The 21,925-nt window shown below is 68.3% G+C and carries 24 protein-coding genes; 13 read left to right on the forward strand and 11 right to left on the reverse strand.

Going from position 1 to position 21,925, the window contains the following annotated elements:
- Positions 1-52 precede the first annotated feature (52 nt).
- A complete protein-coding gene (locus ROJ8625_RS06730) occupies positions 53-1,009 on the forward strand; it encodes a lysophospholipid acyltransferase family protein (protein ID WP_234984189.1) in 957 nt (318 codons plus the stop codon).
- Here ROJ8625_RS06730 and ROJ8625_RS06735 read toward each other — a convergent pair.
- Positions 973-1,668, reverse strand: a complete 696-nt coding sequence (locus ROJ8625_RS06735) for a DUF1223 domain-containing protein (RefSeq protein ID WP_085791108.1) — start codon at positions 1,666-1,668, stop codon at positions 973-975. The two genes, ROJ8625_RS06730 and ROJ8625_RS06735, sit on opposite strands and share 37 nt — an antisense overlap.
- 218 nt (positions 1,669-1,886) lie before the next feature.
- On the opposite strand from ROJ8625_RS06735, the gene acnA reads away from it, so the two are divergent.
- From acnA to ROJ8625_RS20960, 4 genes are all read left to right on the forward strand, one after another.
- A complete protein-coding gene (acnA, locus tag ROJ8625_RS06740; protein ID WP_085791109.1) occupies positions 1,887-4,685 on the forward strand; it encodes an aconitate hydratase AcnA in 2,799 nt (932 codons plus the stop codon).
- 94 nt (positions 4,686-4,779) lie between these two features.
- On the forward strand, positions 4,780-5,391 hold the full coding sequence (locus ROJ8625_RS21165) for a class I SAM-dependent DNA methyltransferase (protein WP_234984190.1): 612 nt from the start codon (positions 4,780-4,782) through the stop codon (positions 5,389-5,391).
- Positions 5,392-5,499: 108 nt separating this feature from the next.
- Entirely contained in the window at positions 5,500-6,810 is a 1,311-nt protein-coding gene (locus ROJ8625_RS06750; protein WP_085791111.1) for a short-chain fatty acid transporter, read from the forward strand.
- A gap of 187 nt (positions 6,811-6,997) precedes the next feature.
- Positions 6,998-7,135: a hypothetical protein gene (locus ROJ8625_RS20960; RefSeq protein ID WP_159456733.1), complete on the forward strand. Its 138-nt coding sequence runs from the start codon at positions 6,998-7,000 to the stop codon at positions 7,133-7,135.
- Between the two features lie 7 nt (positions 7,136-7,142).
- Here the strand turns inward: ROJ8625_RS20960 and ROJ8625_RS06755 are convergent, their stop codons facing one another.
- The 9 genes from ROJ8625_RS06755 to yajC form a co-directional block, all read right to left on the reverse strand.
- Positions 7,143-7,685, reverse strand: coding sequence for a DsbE family thiol:disulfide interchange protein (locus ROJ8625_RS06755; protein ID WP_234984191.1), 543 nt, complete (start codon positions 7,683-7,685; stop codon positions 7,143-7,145).
- Positions 7,682-7,837: a heme exporter protein CcmD gene (gene ccmD / locus ROJ8625_RS06760; RefSeq protein WP_085791112.1), complete on the reverse strand. Its 156-nt coding sequence runs from the start codon at positions 7,835-7,837 to the stop codon at positions 7,682-7,684. Before ccmD ends, ROJ8625_RS06755 begins: the two co-directional genes overlap by 4 nt.
- Complete coding sequence (locus tag ROJ8625_RS06765; protein ID WP_085791113.1) at positions 7,834-8,562, reverse strand: heme ABC transporter permease; 729 nt, start codon at positions 8,560-8,562, stop codon at positions 7,834-7,836. Before ROJ8625_RS06765 ends, ccmD begins: the two co-directional genes overlap by 4 nt.
- Before the next feature lie 67 nt (positions 8,563-8,629).
- Positions 8,630-9,286 (reverse strand): heme exporter protein CcmB, encoded by a 657-nt coding sequence (gene ccmB / locus ROJ8625_RS06770; RefSeq protein ID WP_085791114.1) that lies wholly within the window; start codon positions 9,284-9,286, stop codon positions 8,630-8,632.
- The gene (gene ccmA, locus ROJ8625_RS06775; protein WP_085791115.1) at positions 9,283-9,894 is read right to left on the reverse strand and encodes a heme ABC exporter ATP-binding protein CcmA; all 612 of its coding nucleotides are present in this window, start codon (positions 9,892-9,894) and stop codon (positions 9,283-9,285) included. Before ccmA ends, ccmB begins: the two co-directional genes overlap by 4 nt.
- Before the next feature lie 123 nt (positions 9,895-10,017).
- Positions 10,018-10,371 (reverse strand): Mth938-like domain-containing protein, encoded by a 354-nt coding sequence (locus ROJ8625_RS06780; RefSeq protein ID WP_085791116.1) that lies wholly within the window; start codon positions 10,369-10,371, stop codon positions 10,018-10,020.
- A 207-nt stretch (positions 10,372-10,578) separates the two neighbouring features.
- Positions 10,579-11,547 (reverse strand): protein translocase subunit SecF, encoded by a 969-nt coding sequence (gene secF / locus ROJ8625_RS21310; RefSeq protein WP_234984192.1) that lies wholly within the window; start codon positions 11,545-11,547, stop codon positions 10,579-10,581.
- A 12-nt stretch (positions 11,548-11,559) separates the two neighbouring features.
- Positions 11,560-13,230, reverse strand: a complete 1,671-nt coding sequence (gene secD, locus ROJ8625_RS21315; protein ID WP_234984193.1) for a protein translocase subunit SecD — start codon at positions 13,228-13,230, stop codon at positions 11,560-11,562.
- 72 nt (positions 13,231-13,302) lie between these two features.
- Positions 13,303-13,596, reverse strand: a complete 294-nt coding sequence (yajC, locus tag ROJ8625_RS06790) for a preprotein translocase subunit YajC (protein ID WP_085791117.1) — start codon at positions 13,594-13,596, stop codon at positions 13,303-13,305.
- Between the two features lie 274 nt (positions 13,597-13,870).
- Between yajC and ROJ8625_RS20965 the strand changes: the two genes are divergently transcribed.
- The 5 genes from ROJ8625_RS20965 (at position 13,871) to ROJ8625_RS06815 (ending at position 17,511) form a co-directional block, all read left to right on the forward strand.
- On the forward strand, positions 13,871-14,431 hold the full coding sequence (locus ROJ8625_RS20965; protein ID WP_159456734.1) for a trypsin-like serine peptidase: 561 nt from the start codon (positions 13,871-13,873) through the stop codon (positions 14,429-14,431).
- Positions 14,432-14,498: 67 nt separating this feature from the next.
- The gene (serS, locus tag ROJ8625_RS06800; protein WP_085791119.1) at positions 14,499-15,791 is read left to right on the forward strand and encodes a serine--tRNA ligase; all 1,293 of its coding nucleotides are present in this window, start codon (positions 14,499-14,501) and stop codon (positions 15,789-15,791) included.
- A 14-nt stretch (positions 15,792-15,805) separates the two neighbouring features.
- On the forward strand, positions 15,806-16,504 hold the full coding sequence (locus tag ROJ8625_RS06805) for a TspO-related membrane protein (RefSeq protein WP_085791120.1): 699 nt from the start codon (positions 15,806-15,808) through the stop codon (positions 16,502-16,504).
- 22 nt (positions 16,505-16,526) lie between these two features.
- Entirely contained in the window at positions 16,527-17,096 is a 570-nt protein-coding gene (locus ROJ8625_RS06810) for a sugar O-acetyltransferase (protein WP_085791121.1), read from the forward strand.
- A gap of 28 nt (positions 17,097-17,124) precedes the next feature.
- Positions 17,125-17,511, forward strand: coding sequence for a HesB/IscA family protein (locus tag ROJ8625_RS06815; RefSeq protein ID WP_085791122.1), 387 nt, complete (start codon positions 17,125-17,127; stop codon positions 17,509-17,511).
- Between the two features lie 96 nt (positions 17,512-17,607).
- Here the strand turns inward: ROJ8625_RS06815 and ROJ8625_RS06820 are convergent, their stop codons facing one another.
- Entirely contained in the window at positions 17,608-19,350 is a 1,743-nt protein-coding gene (locus ROJ8625_RS06820; protein WP_085791123.1) for a peptidoglycan-binding protein, read from the reverse strand.
- 156 nt (positions 19,351-19,506) lie between these two features.
- Between ROJ8625_RS06820 and ROJ8625_RS06825 the strand changes: the two genes are divergently transcribed.
- Genes ROJ8625_RS06825 through ROJ8625_RS06835 form a run of 3 tightly spaced genes read left to right on the forward strand, consistent with a single transcriptional unit; the run spans position 19,507 to position 21,888 of the window.
- Positions 19,507-20,439 (forward strand): glycine--tRNA ligase subunit alpha, encoded by a 933-nt coding sequence (locus tag ROJ8625_RS06825; RefSeq protein WP_085791124.1) that lies wholly within the window; start codon positions 19,507-19,509, stop codon positions 20,437-20,439.
- On the forward strand, positions 20,436-20,957 hold the full coding sequence (locus tag ROJ8625_RS06830) for a DUF6446 family protein (protein WP_085791125.1): 522 nt from the start codon (positions 20,436-20,438) through the stop codon (positions 20,955-20,957). Before ROJ8625_RS06825 ends, ROJ8625_RS06830 begins: the two co-directional genes overlap by 4 nt.
- Positions 20,958-21,012: 55 nt before the next feature.
- Entirely contained in the window at positions 21,013-21,888 is an 876-nt protein-coding gene (locus tag ROJ8625_RS06835) for a DUF1206 domain-containing protein (RefSeq protein ID WP_085791126.1), read from the forward strand.
- Positions 21,889-21,925 lie beyond the last annotated feature (37 nt).

The raw sequence follows: 21,925 nt of genomic DNA on the forward strand, positions 1-21,925 counted from the left end.
GATCCGGGGCGCGCGGCCTATCTCTCGCACCCGATCCGCGAGGGAGCCCGACTTGGCCGATGCCGACCCTTCCCAAGACGCCGCCCGCACCGACGCGCCGCGCGGCAGTTGGGGCGACTGGGCGACCGATCGCGCGCTGCGCGGCGCGATTGCCGCGTGCCTCGCGTTGCCGTTGCCGCTGCGCCTGCGCCTGATGGGCCGGCTCGTGTCGGGCGTGGTCGCACCGCTCGCCGGGTATCGGCCCCGCGCGATCGAGAACCTGCTACATGTCTGGCCGGACATGCCCCGGGATCGGGCGCGCGCCCTCGCCGACCGTGTGGCCGACAACGCCGGCCGCACGATGATCGAAAACTACGACGTGCTCGGCCTGCGCGACCGGATGGCGGACGTGCCGCTGACCGGCCACGGCGTGGACGACATGGAGGCGGCCCGCGCCGCGGGCCGTCCCATCCTCTTCGTCACCGGCCACTACGGGAACTTCGAGGCGCCGCGCGCCGCTCTGGTTGCGCGGGGCTGGCAGATCGGCGGCCTCTACCGACCGATGTCGAATGTCTATTTCAACGCGCACTATGCCGCCAACATGCACCGGCTCTCCGGCCCTGTGTTCGAACAGGGCCGCCGCGGCACGCTGGGTCTTCTGAAACACCTCAAGGGCGGCGGCAACGGCGTGCTGCTCTTCGATCTCTATTCGGGTCGCGGTGTGCCGATCGACTTTCTCGGGCGTCCCGCGCCGACGCTGACCTCGGCGGCCGAGATCGCGGTCAGGACCGGTGCGCTCATGGTCCCGTTCTTCGGCATTCGCCAGCCCGACGGCCAAAGCTTCGAGCCGCGCTTCGATGCACCGATCCCGCATGGCGACCCGGTCGAGATGATGCGAGCGGCGACGGCGGCGCTCGAGGCGCGCATTCACGACGATCCGGCGCAATGGTTCTGGATTCACCGACGGTGGAAGCCCGACCGGCAGGCGAAGCGTCAGCGCAAGCGGGCGGCGGCCAACACCTCGCCGTGATCGGCCTCCTGCACCAGCACGACGGCCGCGGCATCGCCCTCGATCGCGACCTGCTCGGACCAAGCGCCCTGCCCGTCCCAATGGCCGACGACGTCCCAGTCCGTCACGATGTGCGAATACTCGATCTTGCGGCCGGCATTCTCGCCTCGATGGATCGCCACGGATTCCGACTCGCGGTAGCGGACGAGATACACCTTCGTTGCGCCAACCGGCGCGTCGGTGGCGAGCGCGAGGTCGAGCACGGTGCCCCGACGTTCGGCCGTAATCTCGACCGGCGTCTCGCGCGCCTGATGCCGCGCGACCGCGGCGGCGAGGTCCTTCGGACGGTTGCCGACGATATCCTCGGCCCCGTTGACGACCATCTGCGGCGTGTAGACCGAGGTTCGGCCCGCGGCGCGGGCATAGCCCTTCTGCCGCGCGGTGAAGCGCGGCTGCGCGAAGCTGTCCTTCCAGCCGATGTAGTCCCAGTAGTCGACGTGCAACGCGAGCGGGATGACACCCTCCTGCGTCCCCAGCTCCTTCAGGAGCGCATCGGCCGGCGGACAGGACGAACATCCCTGCGAGGTGAAAAGCTCCACCACGACCGGATGCTCCTCGGTCGCCCCGGCGATCGCCGTCGCCGCCCAGAACACAGCAGCCAGCCGCACGGCCCCGATCATCGGCACACCCCGTCTCGATACAATCTGTCGATGGATAGACAGCCGGAACTGAAATGACCACTCAAGGTTTTGAGAGAGTTCGTCACCGCGTTCTCCCGGCGCACTTGCACAGTGCTGCATACCACAGTATACAACGCGCCTGACCTTGATCGAGTCCGTCCCGTGGGGCACATCCCCGGGTGACGACCACGATCGCCCAGCATTCTTCAGGAGGCAGCATGCCCATCACTGTAGGCCAGGACAGCTCCAACACCCGCAAGTTGCTCGAGGCCGGCGGGTCCACCGTCGCCTACTATTCCATCGAGGCGGCCGAAGCGGCAGGGCTCGGCGATTTCTCGAAGCTGCCGAAATCGCTCAAGGTCGTGCTCGAGAACATGCTCCGCTTCGAGGATGGCAAGACCGTCGTCACCGACGACGTGAAAGCGTTCAGTGAATGGGCCGCGAACGGCGGCAAGGCCAACCGTGAACTCGCCTACCGCCCTGCGCGCGTGCTGATGCAGGACTTCACCGGCGTGCCGGCCGTCGTCGACCTTGCGGCGATGCGCGACGGGATCAAGGCGCTCGGCGGCGACCCGCAGAAGATCAACCCGCTGAACCCCGTCGACCTCGTCATCGACCACTCGGTGATGATCGACGAGTTCGGCAATCCGCGCGCCTTCCAGATGAACGTGGACCGCGAATACGAGCGCAACATCGAGCGCTACACATTCCTCAAGTGGGGCCAGAAGGCGTTCGACAACTTCCGCGTGGTGCCGCCGGGAACCGGCATCTGTCACCAGGTGAACCTCGAATACCTCGCGCAGACGATCTGGACCGACACCGACCAGAACGGCGATGAGGTCGCCTATCCCGACACGCTGGTCGGCACCGACAGCCACACGACGATGGTCAACGGCGCGGCCGTGCTCGGCTGGGGCGTCGGCGGCATCGAGGCAGAGGCCGCGATGCTCGGTCAGCCGATCTCGATGCTGATCCCCGAGGTCATCGGCTTCAAGCTCACCGGCGAGATGGTCGAGGGCACCACCGCTACCGACCTCGTGCTCAAGGTCTGTCAGATGCTTCGCGAGAAGGGCGTCGTCGGCAAGTTCGTCGAATTCTACGGCGACGGGCTGGACAACGTGACGCTCGCCGACCGCGCGACCATCGGCAACATGAGCCCGGAATTCGGCGCCACCTGCGCGTTCTTCCCGATCGACGACGAGACGCTGCGCTACCTGCGCATCACCGGCCGCGACGAGGACCGGATCGCGCTCGTCGAAGCCTATGCCAAGGCGCAGGGCATGTGGCGCGAGCCGGGCGCGGAGCCGGTCTTTTCCGACACGCTCGAGCTGGACATGGCGACGGTGAAGCCGGCCATCTCGGGCCCCAAGCGCCCGCAGGACCACGTCAATCTCGATGAGGCGGCCAAGACGTTCCACACCTACATCGAGGGTCAGCGCGACGCGAAGGATGCCGACGCGAAGGAGGAGGTCCGCTGGGAAGGCGAAGGTGGCATGCCCGAGCCGGTCCAGATTCCCGGCGACACCGGCAGCCACAAGCGCGGCTTCGTCAAGATGACCGATATCGACGGCGAAGAGGTCGAGTTCCAGCTGCATGACGGCTCGGTCGTGATCGCGTCGATCACCTCGTGCACCAACACCTCGAACCCCTACGTGATGATCGGCGCCGGCCTCGTCGCCAAGAAGGCGCGTGAAAAGGGTCTCGACCGCAAGCCCTGGGTGAAGACGTCGCTGGCGCCAGGCTCGCAGGTCGTGTCGGCGTACCTCGAAGCCTCGGGCCTGCAGGACGATCTCGATGCGATCGGCTTCAACCTCGTCGGTTACGGCTGCACCACCTGCATCGGCAATTCCGGCCCGCTTGCGCCGGAGATTTCGAAGTGCATCGCCGACAATGACCTGATCGCGACGTCGGTCCTGTCGGGCAACCGTAACTTCGAGGGCCGGATCAGCCCCGACGTGCGCGCCAACTACCTCGCATCGCCGCCGCTCGTTGTCGCTTATGCCATCGCCGGCGACATGAACGTCGACGTGGCGAACGATCCGATCGGCACCGACAAGGACGGCAACGACGTCTATCTCAAGGACATCTGGCCGAGCCAGGCCGAGATCGCCGCGCTGGTCGAGCAGACCGTCACGCGCGAAAGCTTCCAGGAGAAGTACGCCGACGTCTTCGAAGGCGACGAGAAATGGCGCTCGGTCGAGACCACCGACGACGAGACCTACGACTGGCCGGCATCGTCGACCTACGTTCAGAACCCGCCATACTTCCAGAACATGTCGAAGGAGCCCGGCGAGATCCACAACGTCGAGGACGCGCGCGTTCTCGCCATTCTCGGCGACATGATCACCACCGACCACATCTCGCCCGCCGGGTCCTTCAAGGAAACCACCCCGGCCGGCAAGTACCTGGTGGAGCGTCAGGTCGCGCCCCGCGAGTTCAACTCCTACGGCTCGCGCCGCGGCAATCACGAAGTGATGATGCGCGGGACCTTCGCCAACATCCGCATCAAGAACGAGATGCTGGACGGCGTGGAGGGCGGCTACACGCTCGATCCCGACGGCAACCAGACCTCGATCTTCGATGCCGCGATGGCGTACCAGGATCAGGGCACGCCGCTGGTGATCTTCGGCGGTGAACAGTACGGCGCGGGCTCCTCGCGCGACTGGGCGGCCAAGGGGACGGCACTCCTCGGGGTCAAGGCGGTGATCGCCGAGAGTTTCGAGCGCATCCACCGCTCCAACCTCGTCGGTTTCGGCGTGGTGCCATTCGAGTTCACCGGGGGCGATACCCGCAGCTCGCTTAAGCTGACCGGCAAGGAGAAGGTCTCGATCCATGGCCTCGACAGCGTGACGCCGGGCGCGGAAGTGCCCTGCAAGATCACCTACGAGGACGGATCCGAAACCGAGATCACTCTCAAGTGCCGGATCGATACGGCGATCGAGGTGGATTACGTCAAGCATGGCGGCGTGCTGCACTACGTGCTGCGCAACCTCGCCAAGGAAGACGCGGCGGCCTGACACCCGTGCCACCGCACGCGAACCGCATCGCAGGGGCCCCTCGGCGCATCGCCGGCGGGCCCCTGTCGTTTTCCGGCCGAAGCGGGCGCGCGCCGTGACGACTTGGCCGTCCGATAGGGTGATCGACCTCTACGACCGGAATGTGGACGCCTTCGCAGCCGCGCGCAGCACGTCGCTGTTCGAAAGCGGCTGGCTGTCGGCCTTTCGCAGAACGATGCCCGCCGGTGGGGCTTCGGTCCTCGACCTCGGCTGCGGAACCGGCCGGCCGTTGGCCGCCCACCTGATCGACGCCGGCTGCAGACTGACGGGGATCGACGGCGCGCCCGGCATGATCGACCGCGCGCGTACCGCGTTTCCGGATCACGACTGGCGCGTGGCCGACATGCGCGCCCTGCCCCCGCTCGGACGCTTCGACGGGCTCATCGCGTGGCACAGCCTGTTTCACCTGACGCCAGAGGATCAGCGCAGCATCATCGCCGCGATGAGCGGTCTCGCATCGCCCGGCGCCGCGTTGATGTTCACCAGCGGCCCTGCTTTCGGCGTGTCGCTCGGGACCTTCGCCGGCTCCCCGCTCTATCATGCGAGCCTCGCGCCCGCCGCCTATCGCGGCGCGCTGCGCGATGCGGGGTTCGAGGTCCGTCGCCACGTTGCGTGCGACCCGACGTGTGGCGGCGCAACGGTCTGGCTCGCGCGTCGAACCTGCTGAATCCATCTGCCGCCACCGTTTGGGTTGCAACGGTGCAACCCCGCCTTTAGGTCGCCGGGCCGCCACCCTGCCGTTAGGTCAGCGGCAGGCAACCCAAGGGAGGATCTGATGCTCAACGCCCTGTCGCGTCCGCTGGTGCGGGTGATGGACCGATACTTGCCGGATCCATTCGTGTTCGTCGTCGTCCTGACCCTCGTGGCCGCGCTCGCCGCGCTGGTCTTCGAAGGGACCGCACCGTTGCAGGTGGTCGCGATGTGGGGTGACGGGTTCTGGTCGCTCCTGCAATTCTCGATGCAGATGCTGCTCGTGCTGGTGACAGGCTACATGATGGCCTCGACACCGCTCGTGCGCCGCGGACTTGCCGCGCTGGCCGGCCTCGCCGACAGCCCGGCGCGCGCCATCGTCATGGTCAGTCTCGTGTCGCTGCTGGCGTCCTGGATCAACTGGGGCTTCGGCCTCGTGGTCGGCGCGCTGTTCGCCAAGGAACTCGCCCGCGTGGTCCGGGTCGACTACCGGCTGCTGGTCGCGTCGGCCTATTCGGGCTTCATCATCTGGCACGGCGGGCTCGCCGGTTCGATCCCGCTGTCGATCGCGACGGAGGGGCATCCCTTCGTCGACCAGATCGGCGTGATTCCGACCGGCGAGACGATCTTCTCGTTCTATAATCTTGCCATCGTGGTCGCCTTGTTCATCGCGGTGCCGCTCATCAACCGGGCGATGATGCCGCGCGAGGCGGACAGCGTATATGTCGACCCTGCCCTGCTCGAGGAGCGCGAGGCGCAACCGGCGAGCGACGATCCGACGCCGGCCGAATGGATCGAGACGAGCCGCGTGCTGCCGCTCTTCATCGGCGCGATGGGCGTGGCCTGGCTCTTGCAGCATTTCCTGACCGGCGGCGGGCTGGAGCTCAACGTCATCAACTTTCTCTTCCTGACGCTGGCGATCCTGCTGCACGGCACGCCGCGCAACCTTCTCGCCTCGCTGTCCGAAGCCGTGAAGGGCGGCGCCGGCATCGTCATCCAGTTCCCGTTCTACGCCGGGATCATGGCGATCATGGTCGAGTCCGGGCTCGCCGCGTCGATCTCGCAGGGGCTGACGGGCTTCGCCACCGCGACGACGCTGCCCTTCTTCACCTTCCTCTCGGCCGGTATCGTGAACTTCTTCGTGCCGTCGGGCGGCGGGCAATGGGCGGTGCAGGCGCCGGTGATCCTGCCGGCGGCCGAGTCGGTCGGCCTCGACCAAGCCCGCGCCGCGATGGCCGTCGCCTGGGGCGACGCCTGGACCAACATGGTGCAGCCGTTCTGGGCCCTGCCGATCCTCGGCATCGCGGGCCTGCGCGCAAAAGACATCATGGGCTTCTGCACGGTGCACCTTCTCGTCTCGGGCGCGATCATCGCCATCGGGCTGACCCTGCTCTGACACCCGACGTGCCGCGCGATGCGGCAGACCGGCGGATGCCAGCCCGCGGGCGCGGCATCCGGCCGGTTTCCGCCGTCCGCGGCGGCCCGTCACGGTCTCGTGTGACGGCGCGTCCGACGATCACCGTTACACCTGCGACGGGCCATCCCCAGATGGCTTGGGACACGACCACCAGAGCAGGTTTTCGATGAAGCTTCTGACCCTCGCGCAGGCCGCCGTGCTCGTCCTGCTGACCGTCTTCGGGGCCTATGCCGCGCACGACACGACCCGCACCGCCGCCGATCCCGCCTGCCTGACCCAGAGCGACGGCACCTGCGCGCGCTAGACGACGCTCAGGATCCGGCGGCGAGCGCCTCCTCGAGCGCCGGCACGAAGCGCTGCTCGAAATCCGAGCCGACGAGCGGCCCCTGGAAGCGCAAGAGCACGGTGCCGTCGCCGTCGACGATGAAGGTCTCGGGCGGCGCCGTGACCCCCCAGTCGATCGCGGTGCGGCCCTGCGGATCGAAGGCGACCGCGGCGAAGGGGTTCTCCTCGTCGCGCAGGTAGGTCAGCGCGGCGTTGGACTGGTCCTTGAAGTTGATCCCGACAAGGTCGATCCCCTCCGCAGCATATTCCAGCAGCTGCGGATGCTCGGCGCGGCAGGGCGGGCACCAGCTGGCCCAGAAGTTCACCAGCGTCACCTCGCCGTCGGCCAGCATCTCCATCCCCACGGGGGGATAGTCGCCCAGCGGTTCGGGGGTGATCGCCGGCGCCGGCTGGCCCACCCGCGTCGATGGCAGACCCTGGGGGTCCTCGCGATACATGCCGACATACGCGAGCGCCGCGAAGGCGGCGAAGATCGCCGGGGGCAGGATCATCAGCGGCTTGATCTTCATGCGCTCTTTCTCCGCCGTTCGACCTCGTCGAGCGCGGCGCGCACGCGGCGCGCGCGCCACACGCTCACCAGAACCAGCGCCACGATCAGCACCAGCGACACGCCATAGGCCGACAGGACCGTGCCGGCGTACTTGCCGAGGTCGGGGATCATGCCATCCGCTCCCGCGCGAGGATCGCCCGCATCCGCCGCGCCCGGATCTCGGTCTGCGTGCGCAGGAACACCAGCGCGACGAACAGCAGCACGAACCCCGCGATGCAGACCAGCAGCGGCATATAGAACACGTCCGCCACGTTCTCCTCCTTGTCGAGCGACAGCGACGCGCCCTGGTGGAGGCCCTGGTTCCAGAAATTGACGGCGTAGCGCGACAGCAGCGCGAAGACCGACCCGACGAGACACAGGATCGAGGTCAGATCGGCGGCGGAATCGTCGTTCTCGATCGCCTCCCACAGCGCCATGTAGCCGAGATAGAACAGGAACAGAATGAGGAACGACGTCAGCCGTGGATCCCACGCCCACCACGTGCCCCACATCGGCTGGCCCCAGATCGCCCCGGTGGCGAGCGCGATCACCGTCATCGTGGCGCCCACCGGCGCCGCCGCGCGCGCCGCCAGCGCCGAGACGTGGTGCCGCCGCACGACCCAAATCAGGGACGCGACCAGCATCATCAGCCACGCGTTGATCGCCATCAGCGCCGCCGGAACGTGCAGGTAGATGATCTTGACCGTCGAACCCTGGCGATAGTCGTCCGGCGTGAAGAAGAAGCCCCAGACGAGGCCCACCACCAGGCAACCGAGCGCGCTCGCGGCAACCACCGGCAGCACGCGGTCGGTGACCCGGATGAACCGGACGGGGTTCGCGTATTCCCAAAGCGACATCGGCTGCGTCTTACCCTTCGATCTGCGGCCGCTCCAAATCACATGTCCGGGCGCGGATTGTCCACACTCAGCGCAGCGAGACCCGCAATACCGCCGCCGCGGCAAAGGGCAGCAGCGCGAGCGCACCGGCGCTGACCCCGGCCAGCAGCAGCAGCGGCGTCTCCACCGGCAGTCCCGCCGCGCCGCGCCGCGCCGCCTCGGCCCCGAAGATCAGCGTCGGCACGTAGAGCGGCAGAACCAGCAGCGACAGCAGCAACCCTCCGCGCTTCAGCCCCACGGTCAGCGCCGCGCCGAACGTGCCGATCACCGACAGCGCGGGCGTTCCGATCAGGAGCGACAGGAACAGCCAGGGATAGCCGGGCCCCGGCAGGCTCAGGAAGATCCCGAGCGCCGGCGCCGCGGCCACCAGCGGCAGGCCGGTGGTGATCCAGTGCGCGAGCGCCTTGACGGCGACGATCCCCTCGAGCGGCAGCGGCGCCGTGGCCAGAAGGTCCAGCGTCCCGTCCTCGAAATCGAGCGCGAAGATCCGGTCGAGCGACAGCAGACAGGCCAGGAGCGCCCCGATCCACAGGATGCCCGGCGCGATCGCCGAGAGCCGCGCCGTCTCGGGCCCGACCCCGAACGGCACCAGCACCGTGACGATCAGAAAGAACGCGAGCCCGAGCCCGAAGCCGCCGCCCGCGCGCACCGCGAGCGCGAGGTCGCGCCAGAGAAGCGCCCTCACAGGAAGGCCTCGTCGCCGGACGCGGCCGGGAACCGCGCGCGGTGGCGGGCGACGTCGAGGACCCCCACCTCGGCGCCAAGCCCGAGATCGATATGGGTCGCGATCAGCGCGGCGCCGCCCTGTGCCAGATGCGCGCGCACCGCCGCCGCGAAAAGCGCGACCGACGCGGCGTCGAGCGACACCGTCGGCTCGTCCAGCACCCAGACCGGCCGCCCGGTCACCAGAAGCCGCGCGAGCCCCAGGCGCCGCTTCTGTCCGGCCGACAGGTTGCCTGCCCAGCGAACTTCCAGCGCGGACAGGTCGTAGGCCACCAGCGCCGTCGAGATGTCGCGCGTGCCGAACGCCGCAGCCCAGAACCGGAGGTTTTCACTCACCGACAGACTGGCCTTCAGCCCATCGGCGTGGCCGGCATAGGCGACGTTCTCCTGCCCCCCAATACGGCCCGCCAGCGCCGGCTGCAGGCCCGCGACCGCGCGTAGAAGCGTGGTCTTGCCCGATCCGTTGGGGCCGCGCAGAACCAACGCCTCGCCGGGCCCGAGCGCGAGGCTGACACCCTCCAGGACCGGCACGCTGCCGCGCGCCACGCTCACATCGATAAGCTCAAGCATCCCCGTCGCCCTAGACCGCGCTCGGATCGGCGACAAGCGTCCGCGCCTTCATCTTGCCCGAAACCCCGGGGGTGTGGGGGCAGAGCCCCCACCCGGTCGCCCGTTTTCGTGCAGCGCCGGTGCTCAGACCGGCAGCACCGCGAGCGCCACGCGGCGCCCTTCGGACAGCAGGACATTGTACGTCCGGCAGGCCGAGGGCGAGTTCATCACCTCGACGCCGATGCCCGCGTCCTCGAGTTCGGTGCGCAACTCGGCGGGCAGATGCGCGATGTCGGGGCCCGTACCGACGAACAGCACGTCGATGTCGGGCGCCAGCGCGCGCAGCGTCTCGCCGTCCTGCATCCCGCCCCAGGCCTGCGTGCCGCGCGGCGACAGGCAGAGCGGGCCGTCGACCGCCTTTCCGCCGATGCGGAAGAAGCCGGGACCGTAGCCCTCGACCGGCGCGGCGTCGCTGAAGGTGATCTCGTTGAGGCGCATGTGCCACCCTCCTCACGTCCCGATCGGATCTCCGATCACGTAGATACCGCAGTAACCACATAAATCACGCGGCGGTAAAGTCCCCCACGATCTCGCCGGAACGGCGCAGCAAGGCCCGCGCGCGCTCCCGCAGAACCGACCCGAATGGTGCGGTGCGACAACACGCCACGGGCTTGAATGCGGCACAGGTCCGGCTCGATGGACCGATCAGGCGTCGACGTTGGCGAACTGGTTGCCCTGGGTGTTGTCGGGCTTCGACCAGTCGCGCTTGACGCCCAGCCGGTGCAGGATCGCCGAGGCCACGAAGATCGACGAGTACGTGCCGACGATCACGCCCCACGTCATCGCGAAGACGAAGCCGCGGATCACGTCGCCGCCGAGCACGAGAAGCGTCAGCAGCGCAATCAGCGTCGTCACCGAGGTCATCAAGGTCCGGCTCAGCGTCTCGTTGATCGAGATGTTGAGCACCTCCCTGAGCGGCCGCTTCTTGTACTTGATGAGGTTCTCTCGCACCCGGTCGAACACGACCACCGTATCGTTGAGCGAGTAGCCGACGATGGTCAGCAGCGCCGCGATGATCGCGAGGTCGAAGCGGATCTGCAGCTCCGAGAAGATGCCGATGGTCAGCGCGACGTCGTGCACCAGGGCGACGACCGCGCCCACGGCGAACTGCCATTCGAAACGCAGCCAGATGTAGACCAGCACCGCCCCGATCGCGAGCAGCACAGCGATGACCGCGGTCTGGATGAGCTCGCCCGACACCTTCGGCCCAACCGACGAAACGGAGGTGAACTGGATATCCGGCGCCACCTCCTGAAGTGCGGCCTCGACGGCGGCGATGGTGTCCTGGCTCACCGCCTCGACCTCGTCCTGCGCGGCGATGCGGACCATCGCGACGTTCTCGTCGGGGCCGAACGAGGGATCGAACACCTCCGAGATGACGATGTCGCCGAGTTCCAGGTCCTGCAGCGCGTCGCGGTAGGCGCCGACATCCACCGGCTCGGCGCTTTCCGTCCGGATCGTGGTGCCGCCGCGGAAGTCGATGCCGTAGTTCAGCCCCTGGAGGAAGAACGATACGAGTGCCACGACGATGAGCACGGCCGATATGCCGAGCCAGAGCTTCGAGCGGCTGAAGAAGTCGATCGAGGTCTCGTTGGGGACGAGTTTCAGACGCATGTTGGTCGCTCCTCAGACCGTGACCGTCTTCGGACGGCGGCGCTCGAACCATGTCACGATCAGCAGTCGGGTGACGAAGACCGCGGTGAAGACCGAGGTGCAGATCCCGAAGCCGAGCGTGATCGCGAAGCCCCGCACCGGGCCGGAGCCCATGGCGAAGAGGATGATCGCGGTGATGATCGTGGTGATGTTCGCGTCGACGATCGCCGACAGCGCCTTCTCGTAGCCGCGCTCGATCGCACGCGCCGGCCCCTTGGCCGTCTTCAGCTCTTCGCGGATCCGCTCGAAGACCAGCACGTTGGCGTCGACCGCCATGCCGACGGTCAGGACGATCCCGGCAATGCCCGGCAGGGTCAGCGTGGCGCCGATCAGGCTCAGAAGCCCGAACAGCAGCGCGATGTTCAGGATCAGCGCGACGTTCGCGAACACCCCGAAGAGCCCGTAGCTCGCCACCATGAACACGAGCACCAGCGCGAAGGCGACCATGGTCGCGAGCTGGCCCGCCGCGATCGAGTCGGCGCCGAGCTCGGGTCCGATCGTGCGCTCTTCGAGGAAATCGAGCCCGGCGGGCAGAGCGCCGGCCCGCAGAAGGACCGCGAGGTTGGTCGATTCCTCGATGGTGAAGTCGCCGGTTATGATGCCCGAACCGCCGGGGATGTGGCTCTGGATCACAGGAGCCGAGATCACCTCGTCGTCGAGGACGATGGCGAAGGGCGAGCCGATATTGGCCGCGGTATAGTCGCCAAAGGCGCGCGCGCCCTGCGTGTTGAACCGGAAGTTCACCGCCGGCTGGCCATTCTGGTCGAACGACGGCTGCGCGTCGACGAGCTGTTCGCCGGTCACGACGGGCGAGCGTTCGAGCGTGTAGAAGACGTTTTCCTCGTCGAGCGCGGGCAGCACCTCCTCGCCGACGCCGGGGTCGGCCTCGGGATCGCCGCTGCGGCTTACGACGGGCTGGAACGTCAGCTGCGCGGTGGTGCCGATGATGTCCTTCAGCTCCTGCGCCGAGCCGATGCCGGGCACCTGGATCAGGATCCGGTCCGCCCCCTGGCGCTGGATCGTCGGTTCACGGGTGCCGACCTCGTCGATGCGACGACGAATGATCTCGAGCGCCTGGCGCAGCGTGCGCTCGTTCGTCGCCGCGCGTTCGGCGTCCGACAGGGTGACCGTCAGGATGCCGTCGGCCGCGCTGACGTCGATGTTCTGCGCCCCGCCCTGCGCCAGCGCGGTCGTCGAACTGACCGGCTCCGCGAGATCGCGCACGGCTTGCAGCGCGGCGCCCTGCCCCGAGGTATCGGATATCGCGATCCGAAGCTCGTCCGGCGGGCTGTCCTGCAGGCGGATCGTGCCGATCTCGTCCCGCAGCGGGCGCAGCGCGTCCCGCACCGACGGCCAAAGCGCCTCGAGCCGCGCGCCGTAGACGTCTTCCACCCGGACCTCGGCCAGAAGATGCGCGCCGCCCCGCAGGTCGAGGCCCAGATTGACGAGGCCGGACGGCAGGAACGACGGCCAGCCCGCGGCCTGCGCCTCGAGCTCCTGCGTCGAGCCCTCGCGCTCGATTGCGGTGACGGCGTCGTTGTGCGCCTCCACACGGCCATAAAAGAGGTTGGGCGCCGCGAAGATCAGGCCGGCGGCGACCACCGCCCAGATCAGGATGCGCTTCCAGAGGTCGATCTGCAGCATGGGTGCCGCCTTCGCTCGGGGGCGCCGACCGACATCATGCCGCCGTGCGCCCCGTGTGTCCGGGTCGCCGGCTTACTTGTCGGCGTTGGCGGGCTCGGTCTTCGACAGGACCTGCGCGATGGTGTTCTGCACCACGCGGACCTTCACGCCCTCGGCGAGCTCGACGTCGAGCTCGTTGTTGTCCTTGACCTTGACCACCTTGCCGATAAGCCCGCCCTGCGTGACCACCTGATCGCCGCGCCGCAGGCTTTCCACCATCTTCTGGTGCTCCTTGATCTTCTTCTGCTGCGGACGGATCAGCAGGAAGTACATGATCGCGAAGATCAGGATGAGCGGGACGAACTGGGCGATCGCGCTGCCTTCCATCGAGGGGCTCCTATCGGGTCGTGGGATGCGCGGCGGCCCGGGGCCCCGCGAAAGTTGCGCGGAACCTAGGGCGCGGCGCGAAGCGATGCAAGCCGATGCCGCTGCGGCCCGATGCCCTCTGCGGCACGGGCTGATCGCGGCTGGAACAGCGGGCGGCTGCGCCTATCTCCGCCGCATGCCGATCCGTCTTCTCCGCGGCGTCCCAGCCGCCCTCGCCCTCGTATCAGTCCTAGTTTCCTCGGGGGCGGCACGCGCGCAGGACGCGATCGGGCGGGTGAACATTGCCGGCTACAACACGCGCGGCATGTGCAGCGGCACGCTCGTGGCGCCGCGCGCGGTGCTGACGGCGGCGCATTGCGTGCTCGAACGCGACGGCAGCCCCAAGCGCATCTCTGACATGGTCTTCGTCGCCGGCTGGACCGGAGAGGGCCACGCGGGCGCTGCGCGGGTGGCCGATGTCGAGGTTCACCCCGATGCGGTGTCGGACGGGCGCATCGACGTCGCTCATGACCTGGCTCTCCTGCGCCTCGATCAGGACGTTGCGCTGGAGCCGCTGGCCGTCGGCAACGCGCCACCCGCCGGGCCGTTCGCGCTCGCCGGGTACACGCGCAGCCGACCGCACCGGCTGACCCGCTCGGAGGCCTGCGCCGGACAGGGCGCCGGCGCAGTCTGGCGCATCGGCTGCGCGATCGAATACGGCCAGTCAGGCGGCCCGGTCCTGTTCGGCGGCGACCGTCCGCGCGTCGCCGCCATCCTCTCGGCCCGCGATGCCGGCGGTGCCATCGCCGTTCCGGTCGACGGCTGGGTGCGCCGGACGCTCGCCCGGCTTCGGTGATCCCCTACACCTTGCCGCGGCTTTGCGGCATAAGCGGCGCGGAATCACCGAGATAGGGAGCGAGGCGATGCACGACATCCGCTGGATCCGCGACAATCCGGACGCCTTCGACGCCGCCCTCGGGCGGCTCGGAGTCGAAGCCGCATCGCCCTCGCTGCTCGCGCTCGACGAGGCGCGGCGCGGCGCGATCCACGAAGCCGAAACCGCGCAGGCCGAACAGAACCGGGCCGCGAAGGAGATCGGCGCCGCCAAGTCCAAGGGCGACGAAGCCGAATTCGAACGCCTGCGCACGCTGGTGTCCGAAAAGAAGGCCGCAGTGACCGAGATGCAGGCGAAGGCCCGCGATCTCGACGCCGAACTGACGGACGCGCTGATGCGCCTTCCGAACCTGCCGTTCGACGACGTGCCGGAGGGGACAGACGAAACCGACAATGTCGAGCTTCGCCGCTGGGGCACGCCGCGCACGTTCGACTTCGCGCCCAAGGAGCACTACGAGCTTCCGGGCGTGCAGGACGGCATGGATTTCGAGACCGCGGCCAAGCTGTCGGGCAGCCGGTTCGTCGTGCTGTCGGGCGCGGTGGCACGGCTCCATCGCGCGCTCGCGCAATTCATGCTCGACACGCATGTCACGCAGAACGGCCTGACCGAGACCTGGACGCCGGTTCTCGTGCGCGACGAGATGATGTTCGGCACCGGGCAGCTGCCCAAGTTCGGCGAGGACAGCTACCGCACCCGCGAGGGCTGGTGGCTGGTGCCCACGGCCGAGGTGACGCTGACCAATATCGTCAACGGGCTCACCGTCGACGAAGGGTACCTGCCCCGCCGGTATGTCGCGCATACGCAGTGCTTCCGGTCCGAGGCCGGCAGCGCCGGGCGCGACACGGCCGGGATGCTGCGCCAGCACCAGTTCGAGAAGGTCGAAATGGTCTCCGTGACCCATCCGGATGCCTCGCTGGAGGAACACGAACGCATGACGCGCTGTGCCGAGGGCATCCTCGAGGCGCTGGAATTGCCCTACCGCACGGTCGTGCTGTGCACGGGCGACATGGGCTTCGGCGCGCGCAAGACGCACGACATCGAGGTCTGGCTGCCGGGACAGGACAATTACCGCGAGATCTCTTCGGTTTCGGTCTGCGGAGATTTCCAGGCGCGGCGCATGAACGCCCGCATGAAGCCCGCCGACGGCGGCAAACCGGTCTTCCTGCATACGCTGAACGGATCGGGGCTCGCGGTCGGCCGCTGCCTGATCGCCGTGCTTGAGAACGGCCAGGAAGCCGACGGATCGGTCACGCTGCCGTCCGCGTTGCATCCGTGGCTGGGCGGCAAGACCCGGCTGAGCGCGGAAGGAGAGCTGCTCTGACGTCCGAAACGCGCATGAAGCTCTGGGCCTGGGCGACGCTCGTGGCGGCGCTGGCCTTCGCCGCGGCGCCGATCCTGTCGCGCGGGTTCAACGGTTTCGAGCCCGGACAATTCCCTGTGCCGCAGGACGATCCACCGGTGCAGCCGGCCGGCTACGCGTTCGCGATCTGGGGGCTGATCTATCTCTGGCTCGCGGCCGGCGCTGCCTTCGGCGCGCTGCGCCGGTCCGACGATCCCGACTGGGCCGCGATGCGCCCGCCGCTCGTCGCCAGCCTGCTCATCGGGGCGTTCTGGCTGCCGGTCGCGCAGGCATCGGTCCCGCTCGCCACGGTGATGATCTGGGCAATGCTGATCGCGGCGATCATCGCCGTTTTCCGCGCCGGTGACACCGACCGGTGGTGGCAGATCGCGCCGGTGGCGGTCTATGCAGGCTGGCTCACGGCCGCGTCCTGCGTGTCGATCGGCCTTGTGCTCGCCGGCTGGGGGATCATGCCCGGCACCCCGGCCGCGCTCGTGGCGCTGGTGCTGGCGCTCGCCATCGCGGTGACGGTCCAGTATCGCCTGCACCGTGCGCCGGAATACGGCATCACGGTGATCTGGGCCCTCGTCGCGGTGATCGTCGCCAATGCCAGCCCGTTCAATGCCGCCGTCGTCGGCCTGTCGGTCATCGGGATCGGCGCGATCCTCGCGATCCGCGGCACCGACACGGAATGACCCCGACCGGAGGCGCCGCGCCATGACCGACGAGACCGCCCGCGACAAGATGACCTCCGGCGCGCTCTACTATCCGGGCGACGCCGGCCTCGTGGCCGATCGCAAGCGCGCGCAGGCACTGCTGCGCGACTACAACGTCACGATTCTCGGCGATCCGGGGCGTGTGGCGATCCTGTCCTCGCTGCTGGGCACGATGGGCGAAAAGGTCGCGATACGGGCGCCGTTCTATGTGGATTACGGCTACAACATCCATATCGGGACCGGCGTGTTCCTGAACTACGGGTGCTACCTGCTCGACGCCGCGCCGATCCTCATCGGCGATGGTTGCGATATCGGGCCTTACGTGCAGCTCCTCACCGCCGATCATCCACGCGATCCGGAGGCTCGTCGGCAGGAACTGGAGAGTGCGCGCGGCATTACCATCGGCCGCGACGTGTGGCTCGGCGCGGGCGCGATCCTTCTGCCGGGTGTTACCGTGGGCGACGATGCCATCGTCGGCGCCGGCGCGGTCGTCACCCGCGACGTGCCGGCCGGTGTCACTGTGGGCGGCAATCCGGCTCGCCCCCTTGTTCGCCGCCAAGCGACCGACTAACTTTGTCGGGAAAGAAGGAGGCACGCGCATGTTCGGCATTCCCGGCCAGGCCCCCGTCACCATGACCGACGCGGCGGTCCGCCAGATCTCGAAACTGATGGAGCAGGACGGCCGCTACGGGCTGAAGATCGGCGTCAAGAAAGGCGGCTGTGCGGGTATGGAATACACCATGGACTACGTCGACGACGCCGAATCGAACGACGAGGTGGTCGAACGCGACGGCGCCCGCGTCCTGATCGCGCCCATGGCGCAGATGTTCCTGTTCGGCACCGAAATCGACTACGAGACTTCGTTGCTCGAGAGCGGTTTCAAGTTTCGCAACCCCAACGTGGTCGACGCCTGCGGTTGCGGCGAATCGATCAAGTTCAAGGACGTGGACGAGCTACAGGCGGAACAGGCCGACAGCGCGGACTGACCCCGGCTCTCCCGAAACAGATTCACAAAAGGCCACGCGGATGTCCGCGTGGCCTTTGTCGTTCGCGTCAACGTCGTTCGTCAGGCGTTCCGCCCGTCACTCCCAGCAGCTGACAAGAACGGTCATGTCGCTGGCACGGCGGGTCAGGTCCTCCGGCGTCAGCTCACCGCCCAGATCGGCGCGACCGACGCTGAGCCCGGCCTCGGACACGAGGCTCTGCAACGCTTCCGCGTCGGCCGCGAAGCTGACCTGTTCGGGCAACTGGCGGCCGCCCGCATCGCGCGGCAGCAGCATGCCGAGAACACCGCCGCCGGTGTCGAGCACCGGCCCGCCGGCATCGCCCGGCTCCGCGGCGAGCGCCAGCCGCTTGAGGTTTTCCTCGCCCGAGAGGCCGCGCACGTCCTCGAGGCTGCCGAAGGTCAGCGTCGGTGCCGGAAGGACGCCGCCGAAGCTGTAGCCCGACACCGCCACCTCGGACTTGAGGCGCGGCGGGTCCATCCGGAACGCCGCCACCTGGCGCGGCGCGAGCCGCGCCACCGGAACCAGAACCGCGGCACCGAGATCGGCATCCTGCGCCGCCACCCGCGCCTCGTGGCTGTCGTCGAGCGTGACCCGTCCGCATCCTTCGACCGCGCCGAGCGCCGTCACCACCGCGCCCGAGCGATCCACGTAGAAGCCCGAGGCGGTGGCGCGCGGCTGGCGCACACGCAGACCGGCCACGAGATCGATCGCCTGCTCTTCCTCGGCCACCGTCGCCGGATCGAGCACCCGGCCCGGCACCGGCGCGAAGCTCTGCTGCATCTCGTCCAGCACCCGGGCGCGCCGCTCCTCGTCGCCGACCGGCCAGATCAGGGTGAAGCCCTTGACCGCTCCGTCGGTCAGCCGCGCCTCGGTGTGCGACACGATGCGCCCGCTCTGGCCGGTGAGCGTGAACCCGTCGGCGCGGCGCGACCGCTCCCCGCCTTCCGGCACGATCTCGAGCGTCTGCATGATCTCGTAGAGACCGTTCATCGTGTCGCGATCGCCGGGCTGCGAGATCAGCAGAACGCGCGCCGGCAGATCGCCGGTCGGCTCATAGCGCACGAACGGGCTGGACGCCGCATCCTTCTCGACCACACCGAGCGGGATCGCCACACGCACGCCCGCCTCGCGGTCCTCGACGACCTGAAGGTCGAGCCCTTCGAGCACGGCATTGTATTGCCCGATCAGCGCGGCTCGCTGACGCGTGGTCAGGATGCCCGTCACTTCCTCGCCGTTCGCGCTCTGCCACTCGGACATAGCGCTCCGCGTGCCGCGCCCGAAGGCCGCGTCGATGGGCCCCTGGTAATGGCCGGCCCATTCGAGCGCGATCTGCAATTCCTCGCGCTCGGCGCGGTTCAGTTGCGCCTCGCTGGCGCGCGCCTCGCGCGGGGTCTCGTCTGCCGGGGCCGGTGCCTCGGGCGCGCTCTCTGAGCTTTCGCCCGTGCCCTGCTGCGCCTCCGACGGGGCATCGGGCGATTGCGGAACGACCGCGCCCGCCCCGACAGGGAAAAAGCGTTGGCGGTAGCGGTTGGGCTCCTCGACATAGGAATCGCCCGGGATCTGCCCCGCCGCGCGCAGCTGACGCAGCCGCGCCGCGGCCTCTTCGGGCGGGAATGGGCCAAGCGCGATGCCGTACCAGCCTCCGCCCAGCGAAAAGCCATTCACATCCGAAAGATAGCTGGCGTAATCCCGCACGCGGTCCTCGGCGCGCGACAGCGAGCGCTGCGCCTCGATCTGGATGAAGGCGGCCTGTTGCGCCGCCGCCATCGAGCCCGCGAATACGAGCGCCGCTGCGAGTGTCCAAAGCCGTCCGGTCATGCGCGTCTCGTGCCTCTCTGTGCCGTGTTCTATGAGCCTGAGCACGCATAACAGAGCGTGGCAATGTCGCATGTCAAAATCTGGGGAGCCGCGCGATTGACCCCGGCCCTGTGGCCTCATAATCAACCCGCGATATCGAAGGACGGATGGACAGCCATGGCCGCGAGCGACAGACCCAAGAGCTTTCAGGAGATCATCCTGCGGCTGCAGAACTACTGGGCCGCGAAAGGCTGTGCCGTCCTGCAACCCTACGACATGGAAGTCGGCGCCGGCACGTTCCATCCGGCGACGACCCTGCGCGCGCTCGGCGCCCGGCCCTGGGCCGCGGCCTACGTCCAGCCCTCACGCCGTCCGACGGACGGGCGCTACGGCGAGAACCCGAACCGACTTCAGCACTACTATCAGTTCCAGGTGCTGATCAAACCCTCGCCGCCGGACCTTCAGGACCTCTATCTCGGCTCTCTCGAAGCGATCGGCATCGACATGGACCTGCACGACGTGCGGTTCGTCGAAGACGACTGGGAAAGCCCCACGCTCGGCGCATGGGGGCTCGGCTGGGAGGTGTGGTGCGACGGCATGGAAGTGTCGCAGTTCACCTACTTCCAGCAGGTCGGCGGCCACGATTGCCACCCCGTCTCGGGCGAGCTGACCTACGGGCTGGAGCGGCTGGCGATGTACGTGCTTGGCATCGATCATGTGATGGACATGCCCTTCAACGATCCGCAGACGCCGATCGCGCTCAGCTACGGCGACGTGTTCCGCCAGACCGAGCGGGAATATTCGCGCTGGAACTTCGACGTCGCGGATACCGACACACTCCTGCGTCATTTCGAGGATGCCGAGGCCGAGTGCCGCCGGATCCTGGAGGCCGAGGAGATAGACCCCAAGACGGGCCAGCGGATCGTCATGGCGCATCCGGCCTATGACCAGTGCATCAAGGCCTCGCACCTGTTCAACCTGCTCGATGCGCGCGGCGTGATTTCGGTGACCGAGCGGCAGGCCTATATCGGGCGGGTGCGCGCGCTGGCCAAGGCTTGCGCCGATGCCTTCGTGACGACGGACGCAGCCGCCGCCTTGGCCGCGGAATGACCGGAAAGGTACTCACCCTGTTCCTGGTGGCGGCGGCGCTCGCGGCCGGGCTCGCCATGTATTACCTCCAGGTCTATGCCTTCTACGAGGACGTGCCGGAGAACGACGCCGAGATCGTGCTGATGCGCGCCGGAGAGGACACCGCCGAGCCGATCCCCTTCGAGACGTTCGAGGGCATCGACGCCGACAGCTCACCGATCCGCTATCGTGCCTGCTTCTCGACCGAGGTGTCGCTCGAGGCCGCCCGCGAGCGGTTCGAAGCCTATCCCGATGCCGCGCCGCGCGTGGCGCCGGGCTGGTTCTCGTGCTTCGACGCCGAGGCCATCGGCGAGATGATCGCGGACGGCCGGGCCGGCGTGTTCCTGTCCGAAGCCAATATCGAGTACGGCATCGACCGCGTGGTCGCGATCACCGAAGACGGCTTCGGCTACGTCTGGCACGAGATCAACGATTGCGGCGAGAAATCCTACGACGGCACGCCGCTCGGCGAGGATTGTCCGCCCCGCCCCGAAAGCTGATCGGGAACCCTAGCCCTGCCCTGCGCGCTTTTCCCGAGCGACGCAAGGAGCGATCATGGCACAGCAAGCACCCGCATGGGTGGTCCCCGTCATGCGCGCGGGCTACAGCGCGCGCGCACTCGTCTACACGGTCGTGGGCAGCCTCGCCCTCGCCGCCGCCATCGACGGCGGCAGTGCAGAGGGAACGACAGGCGCCCTCGCCGACCTGAAATCGGAGCCGTTCGGCGTTGCGCTCTTGTGGGTCATCGCGATCGGCCTGCTGGCTTATGCGGTCTGGCGCTTTATTGCCGCGGCCCTGGATCTGGAGCGTCGCGGCGACGATTCTTCCGGCCTCTTCGCACGGGGCGGCCTCGTGGTGACGGGCCTGATCCACGCCGCGCTCGGGGTGTCCGTGGGCAGCCTCGCGATGGGCCGCTCGGGCGGCGGCGGCGACAGCGGGGCGCAGGACTGGACCGCGCGCCTGATGCAATTGCCCTACGGCAAGTGGATCGCCGCGGCGATCGCCGCAGGCATCATCGGCGCCGGGATATACTACATCCACAAGGGCATGGCGCGGAAATACGAGCGCACGATGCGCGTCACGCCGACCACGCGGAAGCTCGACCCGGCCCTGATGGCGGGCTTCGTGGCACAGGGTACGCTGATTGCCATCGTCGGTGCTCTTTTGGGTTATGCGGCGCTCACCGCGGACCCGAGCGAGGCCGGTGGCATCGGCGCGGCGCTCGATCAGGTGCGCTCCGCTCCGTTCGGTCGCGTTGCCCTTGGGGTCATCGCGGTCGGTGTCCTCGGCTTCGCCCTCGAGAACCTCGTGGAAGCGCGCTACCGGATCGTGCCGGCGCGGTCGGGCGGCGAAGTGGAGACGCTCGCGGCACGGGCCAAGGCGAAAGCCAAGGCCAAGGCCGAGGAGACGGCGCGCGCCGCACAGCGATGACAGCGGGCCTCTGCTAGCTGCTGGACGATACCGTCGC

Source organism: Roseivivax jejudonensis (genome assembly GCF_900172265.1).
Taxonomy (GTDB): Bacteria; Pseudomonadota; Alphaproteobacteria; order Rhodobacterales; family Rhodobacteraceae; genus Roseivivax; species Roseivivax jejudonensis.